Source organism: Amycolatopsis lurida (assembly GCF_900105055.1).
Classification (GTDB): domain Bacteria; phylum Actinomycetota; class Actinomycetes; order Mycobacteriales; family Pseudonocardiaceae; genus Amycolatopsis; species Amycolatopsis lurida.
This window is the reverse complement of sequence record NZ_FNTA01000004.1, coordinates 3,523,415-3,538,564: the sequence shown is the minus strand read 5'-3', so window position 1 is coordinate 3,538,564 and position 15,150 is coordinate 3,523,415. Positions and strand designations below refer to the sequence as shown.

The 15,150-nt window shown below is 70.0% G+C and carries 16 protein-coding genes; 14 read left to right on the top strand and 2 right to left on the bottom strand.

The genetic code is table 11. The features are described from left to right. Nucleotides 1-60 precede the first annotated feature (60 nt). The 5 genes from BLW75_RS21695 to BLW75_RS21675 all read left to right on the top strand — a co-directional run bounded on the left by BLW75_RS21695 (nucleotide 61) and on the right by BLW75_RS21675 (nucleotide 5,110). Nucleotides 61-873: an alpha/beta fold hydrolase gene (locus tag BLW75_RS21695; RefSeq protein WP_034310546.1), complete on the top strand. Its 813-nt coding sequence runs from the start codon at nucleotides 61-63 to the stop codon at nucleotides 871-873. 21 nt (nucleotides 874-894) lie between these two features. Then, a complete protein-coding gene (gene mshA, locus BLW75_RS21690; protein WP_167373512.1) occupies nucleotides 895-2,199 on the top strand; it encodes a D-inositol-3-phosphate glycosyltransferase in 1,305 nt (434 codons plus the stop codon). Next, nucleotides 2,196-2,711 carry a type III secretion system chaperone family protein gene (locus BLW75_RS21685; RefSeq protein ID WP_034310547.1) on the top strand — a complete coding sequence of 172 codons (516 nt, stop codon included), beginning with the start codon at nucleotides 2,196-2,198 and terminating at the stop codon, nucleotides 2,709-2,711. Before mshA ends, BLW75_RS21685 begins: the two co-directional genes overlap by 4 nt. 68 nt (nucleotides 2,712-2,779) lie before the next feature. Further along, the gene (locus BLW75_RS21680; protein WP_034310549.1) at nucleotides 2,780-3,715 is read left to right on the top strand and encodes a DUF4349 domain-containing protein; all 936 of its coding nucleotides are present in this window, start codon (nucleotides 2,780-2,782) and stop codon (nucleotides 3,713-3,715) included. A 645-nt stretch (nucleotides 3,716-4,360) separates the two neighbouring features. Next, nucleotides 4,361-5,110, top strand: a complete 750-nt coding sequence (locus BLW75_RS21675) for a phosphoglyceromutase (protein ID WP_034310552.1) — start codon at nucleotides 4,361-4,363, stop codon at nucleotides 5,108-5,110. 74 nt (nucleotides 5,111-5,184) lie between these two features. Here BLW75_RS21675 and BLW75_RS21670 read toward each other — a convergent pair whose 3' ends face one another. Next, nucleotides 5,185-6,102 (bottom strand): hypothetical protein, encoded by a 918-nt coding sequence (locus BLW75_RS21670; RefSeq protein WP_034310554.1) that lies wholly within the window; start codon nucleotides 6,100-6,102, stop codon nucleotides 5,185-5,187. Beyond that, nucleotides 6,099-6,746, bottom strand: a complete 648-nt coding sequence (locus BLW75_RS21665; protein WP_034310555.1) for a hypothetical protein — start codon at nucleotides 6,744-6,746, stop codon at nucleotides 6,099-6,101. Before BLW75_RS21665 ends, BLW75_RS21670 begins: the two co-directional genes overlap by 4 nt. Nucleotides 6,747-7,017: 271 nt before the next feature. On the opposite strand from BLW75_RS21665, the gene BLW75_RS21660 reads away from it, so the two are divergent. The 9 genes from BLW75_RS21660 to BLW75_RS21620 all read left to right on the top strand — a co-directional run bounded on the left by BLW75_RS21660 (nucleotide 7,018) and on the right by BLW75_RS21620 (nucleotide 14,991). Continuing rightward, entirely contained in the window at nucleotides 7,018-8,250 is a 1,233-nt protein-coding gene (locus tag BLW75_RS21660) for a sensor histidine kinase (protein ID WP_034310557.1), read from the top strand. Then, nucleotides 8,247-8,936 (top strand): response regulator transcription factor, encoded by a 690-nt coding sequence (locus BLW75_RS21655; protein WP_034310560.1) that lies wholly within the window; start codon nucleotides 8,247-8,249, stop codon nucleotides 8,934-8,936. The genes BLW75_RS21660 and BLW75_RS21655 overlap by 4 nt, the downstream gene beginning before the upstream one ends. A gap of 82 nt (nucleotides 8,937-9,018) precedes the next feature. Beyond that, nucleotides 9,019-10,008, top strand: coding sequence for a Ppx/GppA family phosphatase (locus BLW75_RS21650; protein WP_034310563.1), 990 nt, complete (start codon nucleotides 9,019-9,021; stop codon nucleotides 10,006-10,008). 105 nt (nucleotides 10,009-10,113) lie between these two features. Beyond that, nucleotides 10,114-11,691 (top strand): hypothetical protein, encoded by a 1,578-nt coding sequence (locus BLW75_RS21645; RefSeq protein ID WP_034310566.1) that lies wholly within the window; start codon nucleotides 10,114-10,116, stop codon nucleotides 11,689-11,691. Nucleotides 11,692-11,713: 22 nt separating this feature from the next. Next, nucleotides 11,714-12,511, top strand: coding sequence for a sugar phosphate isomerase/epimerase family protein (locus tag BLW75_RS21640; RefSeq protein ID WP_034310568.1), 798 nt, complete (start codon nucleotides 11,714-11,716; stop codon nucleotides 12,509-12,511). Between the two features lie 141 nt (nucleotides 12,512-12,652). Next, entirely contained in the window at nucleotides 12,653-13,483 is an 831-nt protein-coding gene (locus tag BLW75_RS21635; RefSeq protein WP_034310570.1) for a thioesterase family protein, read from the top strand. A 24-nt stretch (nucleotides 13,484-13,507) separates the two neighbouring features. Next, nucleotides 13,508-14,323 (top strand): pyrroline-5-carboxylate reductase, encoded by an 816-nt coding sequence (proC, locus tag BLW75_RS21630; protein ID WP_034310572.1) that lies wholly within the window; start codon nucleotides 13,508-13,510, stop codon nucleotides 14,321-14,323. Nucleotides 14,324-14,528: 205 nt separating this feature from the next. Then, nucleotides 14,529-14,744: a helix-turn-helix domain-containing protein gene (locus tag BLW75_RS21625; RefSeq protein WP_016330918.1), complete on the top strand. Its 216-nt coding sequence runs from the start codon at nucleotides 14,529-14,531 to the stop codon at nucleotides 14,742-14,744. A gap of 145 nt (nucleotides 14,745-14,889) precedes the next feature. After that, a complete protein-coding gene (locus tag BLW75_RS21620; protein WP_007030867.1) occupies nucleotides 14,890-14,991 on the top strand; it encodes a 30S ribosomal protein bS22 in 102 nt (33 codons plus the stop codon). Nucleotides 14,992-15,150: the final 159 nt, after the last annotated feature.

Here is a 15,150-nt window from a genome sequence, read left to right as displayed (position 1 = left end):
TTAGAACCGTCCTTGCCACTCACGAGCCCACGCATACCGGAACCTCCTAGGCTGACGCCCATGAAGACCGAGGTAGTCGGCTACGGCGGGACCCGCATCGGCTTGTGGGTCGAGGGCGCCGAGAACACCCGTCCGATCGTGTTCGTGCACGGCTGGGCCCAGTCCGCCAAGGCCTGGGCGCCGCAGATGGCGGATCCCGCGCTCAGTGAGCGGTTCCGCCTGGTCGCGATGGATCTGCGCGGTCACGGCGATTCCGAGGTGCCCTCCGCCGGCTACGACGATCCGCGGGTCTGGGCCGAAGATCTCGCCTCGGTCCTCGACTTCGCCGGTGACGACGCCATCGTCGTCGGCTGGTCCTACGGCGGGCTGGTGATCACCGACTACCTCCGCGTGCACGGCTCGTCGAGGCTCGGCGGCGTCGTTTTTGTGGGCGCCATCACAGAAATCGGCAAGAACCGGCCCGGCGGCAAGGTCGGGCCCGCCATGCGTGAGGCCATCCCGGCGGTGCTGGCGGACGATCCGGCGGTCGCGATCCCCGCGTTGGTGCAGTTCAGCGAGCGGATGACCGCCGCCCCCGTGTCGGGCACGCTCACCCAGTCCTTGCTCGGCGCGTGCCTTTCCACTCCGCCCGCGGTGCGCTCCGCGCTCTTCCGGCGCGACGTCGGGAGCGAGGACGTCCTTCGCGATCTGGACAAACCGGCACTTATCGTCCATGGTCTCGCGGATGCTGTGATCGATCCGACGTCGGCGGAATACGCGGCGGGGAAGATTCAGGGGGCTGTCGTGCGTTGGCTACCTGAGGTGGGGCATCTGCCGTTCGCCGAAGCGGCGGACGAGTTCGGTGATCTACTGCGCCGGTTCGCCGATCAGTAGGACTTCGGGAGTGTTGACCAGGTGACGATCCCCCTGCACGGGTTCGACGCCGCGCCCAGGCGCGTCGCGGTGCTGTCGTTGCACACCTCTCCGCTGGAGCAGCCGGGTACCGGCGACGCCGGTGGCATGAACGTCTACGTGAGCCAGACGGCCACCGAGATGGCCCGCCGCGGCGTCGAGGTCGAGGTGTTCACGAGGGCGACGTCCTCGGATCAGCCCCCGGTCGCCGAGCTGGCGCCGGGCGTGGTGGTCCGGCACATCCCGGCCGGGCCGTTCGAGCCGCTGGGTCGCGACGAACTGCCCGCGCAGCTGTGCGCGTTCACCGCCGGGGTGCTGCGGGCCGAGGCGTTCCACGAGCCGGGCTACTACGACCTCATCCATTCGCACTACTGGCTTTCCGGCCAGGCGGGCTGGCTCGCCCGCGACCGCTGGGGCGTGCCGCTGGTGCACACCGCGCACACCCTGGCCAAGGTCAAGAACGCCGCGCTCGCCGAGGGCGACACCCCGGAGCCGCGCACCCGCGTGATCGGCGAGGAGCAGGTCGTCGAGGAGGCGGACTGCCTGGTCGCGAACACCCGCGTCGAGGCCCGCGAGCTGATCGAGCTGTACGACGCCGACCCGCACGCCGTGCACGCCATCCCGCCCGGCGTCGACCTCGATCGGTTCACTCCCGGATCCCGGCCCGCCGCGCGCCGGGCGCTGGGCCTGCCGCAGGACGCGATCGTGCTGGCCTTCGCGGGCCGCATTCAGCCGTTGAAGGCGCCGGACGTCCTCCTGCTGGCCGCGGCCGAACTGCTGCGCGAGCGGCCGGAGCTGGCGTCGCGGCTGGTGGTGCTGATCGTCGGCGGCCCGTCCGGGACCGGACTGGAGCAGCCGCAGGCCCTGCGTGAACTGGCCGTCTCCCTCGGGATCGAGGAGCAGACCCGGTTCATGCCGCCGCAGCCCGGCCAGTCGCTGGTCAACGTCTACCGCGCGGCCGACATCGTCGCCGTGCCGAGCTACAACGAGTCGTTCGGGCTGGTCGCGCTCGAAGCGCAGGCCTGCGGAACACCGGTGATCGCGGCCGAGGTCGGCGGGCTGCCGGTCGCGGTCCCGCACGGGGTCTCCGGGCTGCTCGTGCCTTCGCACGACGCGAAGGACTGGGCGGGCGCGCTCGCGAACGTCGCGCTGCGGCCCGGCTGGCGTGCCGAACTTTCGGCCAACGCCGTCGTCCACGCGCGGCGCTTCTCCTGGCGCCGTACGACGGACCGGCTGCTGGACACGTACGCTCAGGCGACCGGCGCGTTCCGGCGTGCCCTCGAACAGCGCGCGGAGGTGGCGGTTTGACGCTCGACGAGACCTTACGGTCCTCTTTGGACAATGCGGGCCTGGAATACGAAAGGCGTGGCGAGGGAAAGTACTTCGTCACCTTGCCCGGTACCAAGAAGTTGCAGACCAACTGCTGGCTGGTCGCCGGGGATCACGCATTCGCCGTCGAAGCCTTCGTCTGCCGCCGCCCCGATGAGTCCCATGAGGACGTTTACCGGTTTCTGTTGCGCCGTAACGCGAAGCTGTACGGCGTGCACTACACCGTGGACGCGATGGGCGACATCTACCTGGTCGGCCGGTTCGGCCTGGACACCGTCACCGAGTCCGAGTTGGACAAGATCCTCGGACAGGTGCTCGAAGCCGCCGACGGCGATTTCAACACGTTGCTGGAACTCGGATTCGCGGAATCGATCAAACGCGAGTGGGATTGGCGCGTTTCCCGCGGCGAGTCGCTGGCGAACCTGCAGGCGTTCAAACATCTCGTCGAGCCTTCGAACGGACACGAACCCGGAGCCTTGACCGACTCGTGACCCGAATGGTGCAACGGGCCTGAGCCCGGCTCCGTCTCTTTCCGCGACACTGGAGGGAGACGGTCTTGATGCGCAAGCGAATGAGATGGGTCGCCGCCGCCGGCATCGTGCTGGCACTGGCGGGCTGTTCGGCCAACGATTCCGGCGGCAGCAGTGAATCCGCCGGGATGCCGATGTCGGCCGACACCAAGCAGGCCGTGCCGAACCAAGGTGGGCCGAACCAAGGGCCGGCGAACAAGGAAGCGCCCGACAGCAAGGCGGGTTCGGGGAAGGCCCCGGCGCCGGCGGGGCAGCCGGGCATCGCCGACCGCAAGCTGGTGCGCACGGCGAGCCTGGAGCTCACCGCGCCGAACGTCGCCGACGTGATCTCGCAGGTGCGCGTCATCACCCAGGGCGCCGCCGGCTACACGGGGCAGGAGAGCACACAGGAGAAGCGGGCGTCGGTCAACGTCATCGTGCCCGCCGAGCGTCTCGACGGGGTGCTGGACCAGCTGGGGAAGCTCGGGAAACAGATCAAACGCGAGGTCACCGCGACGGACGTGACCGAGCAGATGGTCGACGTCGATTCGCGGCTGGCCACCCAGCGGGCGAGCGTCGAGCGCATCCGCGCGCTGCTCGCGAGGGCGACGTCGGTCTCGGAGATTGCCTCGGTCGAGAGCGAGCTGACGAGCCGCGAGGCCGAGCTCGAGTCGCTGCAGAAGCGGCGCGAAAGCCTGGCCGGAAGTGTCGCCATGTCGACGATTTCCCTGCAGGTGAAGGCGGAGACGGTCGCGGCGGCGGAGCAATCCCGCAGTGGGTTCCTCGGCGGGCTGGCCGACGGCTGGGACGCGTTCCTGACCTTCGGCGGCGGCCTGCTGACCGTGCTCGGCGCGATGGCGCCGTTCCTGCTGGTCTTCGGCGTCCCCGCGGCCGCGTTGGTGTGGTGGCTGCGCAAGCGGCGCCGTCCGGCGGAGCCCGCGATGGCGACCGCTTCGGATCTGCCGTCCGCGCCCCCACTGGACTGAGCAGGCCAGGCCCCCGAGGCGCAGTTCCGGCGACGTCACGTGACTGAACGGACGACACGCGTGATCCGGCGGACGACACGATCGCGGCCGGAGTGCCGTCCACTCAATCACGCGTGTCGTCCATCCCAGCACGCGTGTCGTCCGTTCGATCACGCGAAATGGCCGCGCCGGCACGGCAGGGGATACCTGTCACGAACGAGGGCCCCGGAAAGTGAACAGGCGGGACGGCTCGAGGGAGGGGGGAGTCGCGATCTCGAGCCGCCCCGCTGAAGTTCCCGCCAAGGTGGACCCGGTGACGAGGGGGATGCCAACGGGGCCGGCGGGCGCCGCGACTCGGCAGGGGGGAGACGAGTCGCGGTCGTCACCCGCGTCGAACCGGGGAGTGCGTGGAATCCGGCCGCGCGGGACGTAGTCAACCTGTCAGATCTCCACCTGTAATCACAAGACTACCGGTTACTCCGTTCGAGTGAAATTCAAAAACGGGGATAACGGAGTGCAGCCTGTTTTCCGGAGATCGGGACTTGTTGGCAACCCGTCTTCTGGACGGGTGAAGGTGTTACTTGCGGGTAACGCACTCTCCGTAGAAACCAGGCGAAGCGCGGCCCTCTGACCGGCGCTTCCGCTCACTCTGGCAGGCTGAACCCCATGGCTGAGCTTGGGACTCTGGTGCTGCTGCGTCACGGGCAGAGCACGTGGAACGCCGAAAACCTGTTCACCGGCTGGGTGGACGTGCCGCTGTCCGAGCAGGGCGAACAGGAGGCGCGCAAGGGCGGGCAGCTCCTCGCGGAGTCCGGTCTGCTGCCGGACGTCGTCCACACGTCGCTGATGCGCCGGGCGATCTCGACCGCCAACCTGGCGCTCGACGCCGCCGACCGGCACTGGATCCCGGTCAAGCGCGACTGGCGCCTCAACGAGCGGCACTACGGCGCGCTGCAGGGCAAGAACAAGAAGCAGACCCTGGACGAGTTCGGCGAGGAGCAGTTCATGCTCTGGCGCCGCTCTTACGACACCCCGCCGCCCCCGATCGACCCGGCCGACGAGTTCAGCCAGGTGGGCGACGCGCGCTACGCCGACCTCGGTGACGCCGCCCCGCTGACCGAATGCCTCAAGGACGTCGTCGCGCGGCTGCTGCCGTACTGGGAGTCCGCGATCGTGCCGGATCTGCGCGCCGGCAAGACCGTGCTGGTCGCCGCGCACGGCAACTCGCTGCGCGCGCTGGTGAAGCACCTCGACGGCATCTCCGACGACGCGATCGCCGGGCTCAACATCCCGACCGGCATCCCGCTGCGCTACGACCTCACGGAAGACCTCAAGCCGGTCACCGCCGGCGGGACCTACCTGGACCCGGAGGCCGCCAAGGAAGCCGCGGCCGCCGTCGCGAACCAGGGTCGCTAGACAACCCAACGCATTTCGTCCTCTGAACGCGGTAGTTCGCTCTCGAACCACCGCATTCAGAGGACGAATTGCGTTCAGGGGAGAGGCTGGACCGATTCGACCCCCGCGGCCTTCCAGCCCTCGGGCAGCCGCTGGAGGCGCAGGACGATCGGCAGGTGCCGCTTCGTCGCCTGCCCGGCCGCGTCCTTGACGTCCGTCGTCGCGAAGAGCAGCACGCTCGCCTTGTCGTCCACGACCTCCATGACCGCGGTGGCCGGGTTCGGCGCCAGGGACGCCTTCGCGCCCCCGGACCGGATCTGGTTCAGCCGCGCCGCCTTGTCCTGCCGGAACTGGGTCAGCAACGGCCCGGTCGACACGGACTCGTAGCGGGCGTACGTGCCTTCGGGGTCGGCCGGGTCCACGTTCAGCAGGGCCTCCGCGGCGCGGAGGGCGCCGTCGCGGGCGGAATCCCGCACCCTCGCGAACACTCGGTCGCCGGCGCCCGGTTTCTCCGCCGCGGGCGGCGACGCCGCCGGATTCACCTCGACCTTGTCGATCCGCCAGCGGTCGCCTTCGCGCACGGTCGCGAGCAGCACCGACGCGATGCCCTTGCTGGTCGCACCCGCCCTGGTGCTGCTCTGGTCGAGCACCGTCAGCACCCGCGCCTTGTCCGGCGTCTCCTCGGCCGCGGCCGAGACGATCACCCTCGTCACGAGTTTGATCGGTTCCGCCGATTTCCGGACCTCGGCGAACAGTTTCGCCAGCTCGTCACGCGCGCCCGGCGTCAGGTTGTCGGCGAGCGCCTTCTCGTAGGCGGGCACGGCCGTGCTGTCGTAGGAGAACACCGCTTCGGTGGCCGTCTTCACCGCCGTGAGCACGGAGGCCGTCCGCGCGGGGTCGACGAGCGCGAGGTTCGAGGGCGGGGTTTCCGGCTCGGGCCCGGCGGTGCCGGAGACCGCGGTGGTGCAGCCCGCGAGCGCGAGCACCACCGCGAGCCCCGCCCAGCGCTTCACAAGAGGCCGAGTTCCCGCGCCCGCGCGTCGACCTGGAGCCGCGACGTCACGCCGAGCGCGACCAGCAGCTCCGAGACGCGACGCTGATAGGTGCGCACGCCCATGCCGAGGCTCTTCGCGGCCTTCTCGTCCTTGCAGCCGGTGGTCAGGAACTCGAGGATCTGCGGTGCCTCCATCCGGATGTCGGCGAACCGCGCGTCGAACGTCTCCAGGGTGGTGGACGCCAGCCAGGCGGTTTCGAACAGCGACAGGATGCCCTGCACCAGCTCGGGGCGCGAGATGACGCTGTAGGAGCGCACCGCCTTGCCCTCGTCTCCGGCCATGATCGCGACCCGCTCGTCGAGCAGGATCGTCTCGTTGATCTCCTCGGTGCCGATGCGGATCTGCGCGCCGAGTCCGGACAGGTGATGCAGGTGCTCCGCGGTCTGCTCGTTCAGCAGGACGCCGGGGCGGTACAGCTTGCGGATCCGCTTGTCGCGCACCAGCCGTTCGCCCTGCCGCGTGAGTGAAGGCCGGGAAAGCGCCCAGGTGTAGAGGTCGTCGGCCGCGCACGCGATGTCGGTCGCCGCGACGAACAGATGAGCCGTCCGGTCGAACAGCTCTTCTTCTCCGCGAATCAGGGAGATGTCACTGACGAGTTCCACGGCGACAGTCTTCCAACATTCCCCGGCACCCGTGACGGGAACGTGGCTATTCACCAGTGAGCGGGTTCGGAAGGTCACGACGAAAGTCGGAATCCGGGCACGAGAGGGTGCCGCTGTCCCCGTTTCGGGTGACCCGTCTCACCCGGGAGGTCTCGGTCACGTGAACGAGGCCTGACCTGCAGGCGAACAGGGTGTCCCCAGGTGTCATAGGCATCACGAGTACGCGGCCGGGACTAGGCCAAAAGACTACCCACGCGCTTACGATTCCCCTGTGACCACGCCTGTTGCACTCGCCATGGCCCTCGGCGGACTGATCGTCGGTGTGGTTTTCGGCTTCCTGATCGCGAGGGGCCGCGCCCGCCGCGAAGAGCGGCGACCGACCGGCCCCACCGTGGCCGAACTGCTCGAACGCCTCGTGCGGTCGAGCAACAACGGCGTCGTCGTGCTCAACAAGTTCGGCGACATGGTCCTGCACAACCCGCGCGCCTACGAGCTCGGCCTGGTGAAGGTCAACCAGGCCGATCCGCGGGCCCGCAAGGCCGCCGAGCAGGTGGTCGAGACCGACGAGCCGATGGAGATCGACCTCTCCCCGCTGGAGGCGAGGGGGCGTCAGCCCGAGGCCGTCCACGGCGAGGTCCGCCCGCTCGGCGACGGGTTCACCGTGGTCGAGGCCGTCGACCACTCCGAGGCGATCCGTCTCGAAGCCGTCCGGCGGGACTTCGTAGCGAACGTCAGCCACGAACTGAAGACGCCGGTGGGCGCGATCGCGCTGCTCACCGAGGCCGTCCTCGACGCCGCGGAAGACACCGAGGAGGTCCGCCGCTTCGGCGGCAAGATCCTCCGCGAATCGACGCGGCTCGGCCAGCTCGTCACCGAACTGATCGCGCTGTCGCGGCTCCAGGGCGCCGAGCGGCTGCCCGACCTCAACGTCGTCGAGGTCGACGCCGTCGTCCGCGAGGCGCTCGGCAGGACGACGCTTTCGGCGGAATCCGCCGAGATCACCATCACCACCGACGCGGCCAGCGGGCTCCTCGTCGAGGGCGACCGGACGCTGCTGGTCACCGCGCTGTCGAATCTGCTGGAGAACGCCGTCGCGTACTCGCAGCCGGGCAGCCCGGTGTCGATCAGCAGGCGGCTGGTCGACGGGAAGGTCGAGATCGCGGTGACCGACCGCGGTATCGGCATCGCCGAGGACGAACAGCAGCGTGTCTTCGAGCGGTTCTACCGCGCGGACAAGGCACGGTCCCGGGCGACCGGCGGCACCGGGCTGGGGCTGGCGATCGTCAAGCACGTGGCCGCCAACCACGGCGGTTCGGTCGGCCTGTGGAGCCGTCCCGGCACCGGGTCGACGTTCACGCTGCGGATCCCCGCGCACATCCCCGCCGAACCGGCCGCGGCCGCGAAACAGGCTCCGCCGGTGTCCCGGCCGGAGAAGACCCCCGAGCGGACACCCCGTCTCGTGGCAACAGGGCAAGAAAGCCCCGACCATGGAGGAAACCTGTGACGAGGGTTCTCATCGTCGAGGACGAAGAGTCGTTCGCCGACCCGCTCGCGTTCTTGCTCCGCAAGGAGGGCTTCACCGCCGCCGTCGCCGTGACGGGGCAGCAGGCGCTCGAGGAGTTCGACCGCAACGGCGCCGACATCGTCCTGCTCGATCTCATGCTCCCCGGGATGAGCGGAACGGACGTCTGCAAACAGCTCAGGCAGCGTTCCGCGGTACCGGTGATCATGGTGACCGCGCGCGACAGCGAGATCGACAAGGTCGTCGGCCTGGAACTCGGCGCCGACGACTACGTCACCAAGCCGTACTCGGCCCGTGAGCTCATCGCGCGGGTGCGGGCGGTGCTGCGCCGCGGTGGCGAGCCGGGCTCCGAAGGCGATCTGGCGCCGCTGGTGCTGGCCGCCGGGCCGGTGCGGATGGACGTCGAGCGGCATGTGGTGACCGTCGACGGCCAGGAGGTCTCCTTGCCGCTGAAGGAGTTCGACCTGCTCGAGTACCTGCTGCGCAACGTGGGCCGCGTGCTCACCCGCGGGCAGCTGATCGACCGGGTGTGGGGTGCGGACTACGTCGGCGACACCAAGACGCTGGACGTCCACGTGAAGCGCCTGCGCTCGAAGATCGAACCGGACCCCGGTTCGCCCCGGCACCTGGTCACGGTGCGTGGCCTGGGCTACAAGTTCGAGACGTGACAGGGCCGGTACCCGCCTCCTGCGATACAGATCACGGTTACGGTTTCGTGACCTGACGTGGGGGCGGGTACCGTAGACGCTCGTGCGCCTAGGGGTACTCGACGTCGGTTCCAATACCGTCCACCTGCTCGTGGTCGACGCCCACCGTGGCGCCCACCCGACCCCGATGCATTCCGAAAAGGCCGTCCTCCGGCTCGCCGAGCAGATCACCCGCAACGGCGACCTGAGCCGCGCGGGCGCGGACAGCCTCGTGCGAGCGGTCGAATCGGCGAAGGCGGCCGCGGCTCGGCTCGGCTGCGAAGAGGTCATGGCGTTCGCCACCTCCGCGGTCCGCGAAGCCAAGAACGCCCCGAAGGTGCTCGCGAAGGTCCAGGAACAGACCGGCGTCGAACTGAAGGTGCTTTCGGGGATCGACGAATCCCGGCTCACCTTCCTCGCGGTCCGCCGCTGGTTCGGCTGGTCGGCGGGGAAGCTGCTGGTGCTCGACATCGGCGGCGGCTCGCTGGAAATCGCGATGGGTCGTGACGAGGAACCGGATCTGGCCGAATCGCTGCCGTTGGGTGCCGGCCGGACCACCCGGACGCGGTTCCAGCACGACCCGCCCACCAGGTCGGAGCTCATCGCGACTTCGGCGTGGCTCGAAGAACAACTCGCCCCGCTCGCGAAGAAGGTCGCCAAATTGGGTGAACCCGATCGTGTCGTGGCGACGTCGAAGACGTTCCGGTCGCTCGCCCGGCTGACCGGAGCGGCGCCGTCGGCCAGCGGGCCGCATGTGCGCCGTACCCTGACCGACACCGCGTTGCGCCAGCTCATCGCGTTCATCTCCCGGATGACCGCCCATGACCTGGCACAACTCGAGGGGGTCAGCGCGAGCCGGTCGCATCAGCTGGTGGCGGGCGCGCTCGTCGCACAAGCCACCATGCGGGCGCTTTCCCTGGAAGAACTGGAGATCTGTCCGTGGGCGCTGCGAGAAGGTGTCATCCTTCGACGGCTGGACCATTCGAACGGTGCGGACGAGACTGTGGGCGGCAGCGCCCGACTGGACTTAGTCGACGGAGAACGGGCACGGTGAAAAGGTGACGGAGATGCGGATGACGGTGGACAGCGCGTGCGACGCCGCCGATGCCCCGTCGCGTGCCGGTTCGCAACGGCTTGAGCGCGCATTGGACAGCACGGTATGACGGACGAGACAGAGAGCGGCCAGCCACAGAAGACCGTGGCGGAGCTGCTCGCGCAGCACGGAGCCCAGCCCGAGGGCGGGCGCCGCAGGCGACGCCGCGCGGCCGACGACGACGAGGCTCCCGAGCCCACTCGCGGACGGCGCGCGCCGTCGGTGAGCGACACCGCGCCCCAGGCGATCATCGACAGGGTGTCCGGCGACACCCCGCCGCCGCCCAACCGTCCGCCGCGCCGCTCGCGCCCGCAGGACTCCGCACCGCGCCCGCTTCCGCAGCCGCAGCAGGACTCCGGTCCGCGTCCGCTTCCGCAGCAGGACTCCGCGCCGCTGCCGGTGCCGCCGGACGTCGCGTCCACCCCGACCCGGCAGACGCCGCCGGTGCGCCCGCCGCAGGAGCAGAGCGGCTATCAGCAGCGTCCGCCGCAGCCGCCTCAGCAATCCGGTCAGTTCCTGCGGCCGACTCCGCCGCAGGAGCAGAGCGGTTACCAGCAGCGTCCGCCGCAGCCGCCTCAGCAATCCGGTCAGTTCGTCCGGCCGACTCCGCCGCAGGAGCAGTCCGGCTACCAGCAGCGTCCGCCGGACTCCGAGGGCCTGCCCCCGCGTGGCCGTCCCCGCCCGGCAGGCCCGGAGGAGACCCGCGGCGCGGTGCCGCCGGTCCGCCGTCGCCCCGAGCCGCCCGCCGGGCCCCCGTCGTCCGGGCTGTCGGCGAGGCTCGACGGTGGCCTCGACGCTCCGGCCGAAGACGTGCAGGACCAGCCGGGTCCGATGGCGAGCGGCGCGTTCGCGACGCCGCCCGCCCAGCCGGCGCGGCGCCGCCGTCCCGCGGCGCGCCCACCCCAGCCGAAGGCCGAGCCGAGCACCGAACAGTTCGCCGCCGTCGGCGACGAAGCGGCGCCCGAACCCGAGGCCCCTGCGCCCGTCGAGCCTCCGGCACCGCCCGCCGGCCTCGCCGGCTGGCGCAAGCGCAGGCAGAAGGTGCAGTCCGAGGACACCGAGATCGGCGGGATCCCGCCGGTGCCGCCCCCGGTCGCGCCCGTCGAACCGGATGCCGACCCCGAGCCGGATCCGTTCGACGCCGGTCCGCCCACCATGGGCCACCCGGCGCCGATGCCGTTCGTGCCGCCGCATTCGCTCGACGACCGCGACCGGCAGGACAACCTCGACGAGTACGAGCGCGAGTTCGCCGACCCGGCGTACCCGGACTTCGGCCGCGACGACTACGGCTACCGCGCCGACGAGTACGAGGACGACTACGACGACAGCGCCGAGGAGGTCGTCGAGGACGACGAGCCCGCGGCGCCCGCCGAGAAGGCCTCGCCGGGGAAGCAGTGGCTGGCACTGGCCGGTCAGCTCGCCCTCGGTGTCGTGGGCGGCGCCGGTGTCTGGCTGGGCTTCAACTGGCTGTGGGTGAACATCCCCGCCGCCGCGCTGGTCGCCGCGCTGCTGGTGATCGTCGCGCTGGTGTGGATCGTCCGGAAGATCCGCAAGGCGGAGGATCTCCAGACCCTGGTGCTCGCGGTACTGGTCGGACTGGTGGTGACGGTCTCACCGGCCGCACTCCTGCTGGTCGCGCGTTAGCGGCCTCGGGAAGGATGCCGGAATGGTTCAGCAGATTCCGGTAGGCCTCTCGACGGCGTCCGTCTGGCCGTTGGGGGCGGGCGCGGCGTTCGAGCTGGCCGCCGACCTCGGCTACGACGGTGTCGAGGTGATGGTCTGGGCGGACCCGGTCAGCCAGGACGTCTCCGCGCTGCGCCGCTGGTCGCGCCGCACCGGCGTGCCGGTGCTGTCGATCCACTCGCCCTCGCTGCTGATCACCCAGCGCGTGTGGTCGCCGGATCCCGAGGTGCGCCTCCGGATGTCCGTGGACGCGGCACAGGAACTCGGCGCGCGCACGGTCGTGGTGCATCCGCCGTTCCGGTGGCAGCGCCGCTACGGCGACGCGTTCGGTGACCTCGTCGACGAGCTCGAAGAAGCCAGCGGGATCGAGATCGCGGTCGAGAACATGTTCAAGGTCCGCCCGCCCGGCGGCTCCCGGACGGCCCGCGTGTCGGCGTTCCGTCCGTCGATCGACCCTACGGACGTAGGGTTTCGCCATTACACGCTCGACCTGTCCCATACAGCGGCAGCCGGGATGGACGCCCTCGCGCTCGCCGAACGGATGGGTTCCGGGCTCGCGCACGTCCATCTGGCCGACGGAACGGGCCTGCCGAAGGACGAGCACCTGGTGCCCGGACGCGGGATCGAGCCCTGCGCCGAACTGCTCGAAAAGCTCGTGAACAGCGATTTCTCCGGGCAGATCGTGCTGGAGATCAACACCCGGCGGTCGCCGAGCGCGGCACGGCGGTCACGGGACCTCGCGGAGTCACTCCTGTTCGCGAGGCTTCACCTCGGTCAGTGACAAAGATCGTCTCCGAGTGCGGAGATTCATTCCTCCCTGCGCTCCAGGCGCTGGTACACGTAAAGTTCCGACCGTGAACCAGCTGCGCTTGTTGATCTCCCGCACCCCGATGGATCGGCTCGTGGCCTGGGTCAGTGCTCGGTGAGCGCGGCCGACGAAACGAGCACCTCCTTCGACGCGGCGTGCGCGACGAGATCACTGGGTGACGGCACTTTCACGGCGGTCCTCCGGACCGAATGGTCGATCGGTGGACACCCCCACGGCGGCTTCCTGATGGCCCTGATGGCCCGGGCCGCCCTGACCTTCCTCCAAGAACGCGGTGAGCCGCCGTCCGAGCCGCTGGCGATCAGCGCGGAGTTCCTGCACCCCCCGGCGGTGGGGCCGGTGTTGCTGCGCATGGACGTCCGGAAGGTCGGAAGGCGGTCCTCGGTCGTCGCGGTCACGCTGGAGCAGCGGGGCCGCAGTTGCGTCGAGGCCAGGGTGACCACCGGGCGGCTGCCGATGCGGCGCCCGGAGTGGACCGACGTCCCCGCCATGCCCGCGGAGCCGCCGCCCGGCGCGGTACCCGTGACCGGCGAGACCTCGGAAGGCCTGTTCAACCTCGCGAAGGGCTGCGAGGTCCGGCTCGATCCCGCGAGCGTCGGCTACCTGCACGGCCGGATCGGCGACCCGCCGAGGATCCGGCTGTGGGTCCGGCCGAGGCACGGGCTCGCGGATCCGTACTTCGCCCTGCTCGCGAGCGACGTGAACCCGCCGGTGGTCTACAACCTCGGCCGGGTCGGCTGGGCACCGACCGTGCAGCTGACCGCGTTGCTGCGCACGCGGCCGGCGCCGGGCTGGCTGCGGGTGCTCGTCCAGAGCCAGTCGGTGCACGAGGCCTGGTTCGACTCGGACGCGCTCGTGGTCGACTCGCAGGGCAGGCTCGTCTGCCAGGCGCGGCAGCTGGCGCTTGCCCCGGCGCCTGGAGCCTAGCGGCCGTTTGGCACGCTGAAGCGCATGACTGTGATCGCGGTTCTGGGTGCCGGGAAGATCGGGGAAGCCCTGCTCTCGGGCCTGCTGCACGGCGGACACAGCCCCGCCGACCTGCTGTTCACCGAGCGCTATCCGGCGCGCGCGGCCGAGCTGACCGAACGCTACGGCGTACACGGGGTCACCGTCGCCGACGCCGCGCGCCGGGCCGACGTGCTGGTCGTCGCGGTCAAACCGCAGGACATCGAACCGGTGCTGGACGAGCTCGCGCCGCTGCTCGGCGCGGAGTCGCTGGTGGTCTCGCTGTGCGCGGGCCTGCCGACCGCCCTGTACGAGCGCAGGCTGGCCGAGGGCGTCCCGGTGGTCCGGGTCATGCCGAACACCCCGATGCTCGTCGGAGAGGCGATGAGCGCGGTCTCCGCGGGCGCGCACGCGACCGCCGAGCACATCGCGGTGGTGAAGGAACTGCTGTCGCACGTCGGGCAGGTCGTCGAAGTGCCCGAGTCGCAGCAGGACGCCGTCACGGCGCTGTCCGGTTCCGGGCCCGCGTACTTCTTCTACCTGGTCGAGGCCATGATCGACGCCGGGATCCTGCTCGGCCTGCCCCGCGCGCTCGCCGGGCAGCTGATCATCCAGTCGGCGGTCGGGGCGGCGAAGATGCTCGCCGAGTCCGACGAACACCCGGTGCTGCTGCGCGAAGCCGTCACCTCGCCCGCCGGGACGACCATCAACGCCATCCGCGAGCTGGAGAAGCACGGCGTCCGCGCGGCGCTCCTGGCCGCCATCGAGGCCGCCAAGGACCGCTCGACCGAGCTGGGCGCCGCCCACGACCCCCGCAATTAGTCATCTACTTGCGGGGGCACTCGCTCGCGTGTGTCCTCGAACCGGCGCAAGTAGATGACTGATCGCGTAGTCGGACGGGCCCATCTCGGTGACTCGCGTCGCTTTGGCCACACGTGTCCCGCTACTCTCAGGAGAGCACGTGCGTGTCGATACCACAGGTGGGGAAGCCTCGTGGCGCGACACGTGTCGAAGGACACGGTGAATCATGCCGCCGAACAAGAAAGACGATCTGCCCTCAGTGGGCCAGGTCCAGTTCCTGACGGTCGCCGAGGTGGCCACGCTGATGCGGGTCTCCAAGATGACCGTCTACCGACTGGTTCACTCGGGCGAGTTGCCCGCGGTGCGCGTCGGGAAGTCGTTCAGAGTGCCCGAAAAGGCCGTTCACGAATATCTGCAGGGCGCGTACTTCGACGTGGGCTGAGGCCCGTTTCGCGGGGTACGACGTGCCCGCCCGAGGGCGTCTTCCGGGGCGCGAGTACCCTGGAAGACCGCTCGTGCCTGTGCGCTCCACCCGTTGGACGCTGCGCCGGGCAGCGTGACCGACGACGAAGGAAGGAGCGCTCACGATGGGCTCTGTGATCAAGAAGCGCCGTAAGCGCATGTCGAAGAAGAAGCACCGCAAGTTGCTGCGCCGGACGCGCGTTCAGCGTAGGAAGGCCGGCAAGTAAGACACAGCCGGTGAGTGGCCCGTCCAGTTTCTGGACGGGCCACTCCCATTTGGTGGGCGGTTTCCGCCCATTCGAGTGAGACGTGCATCCCCTCCGCGAGCGGCTGGTTAATAGCATGTAAGCGCTGGCTCGACTACCCCTAATGAGCGGTAACATCTC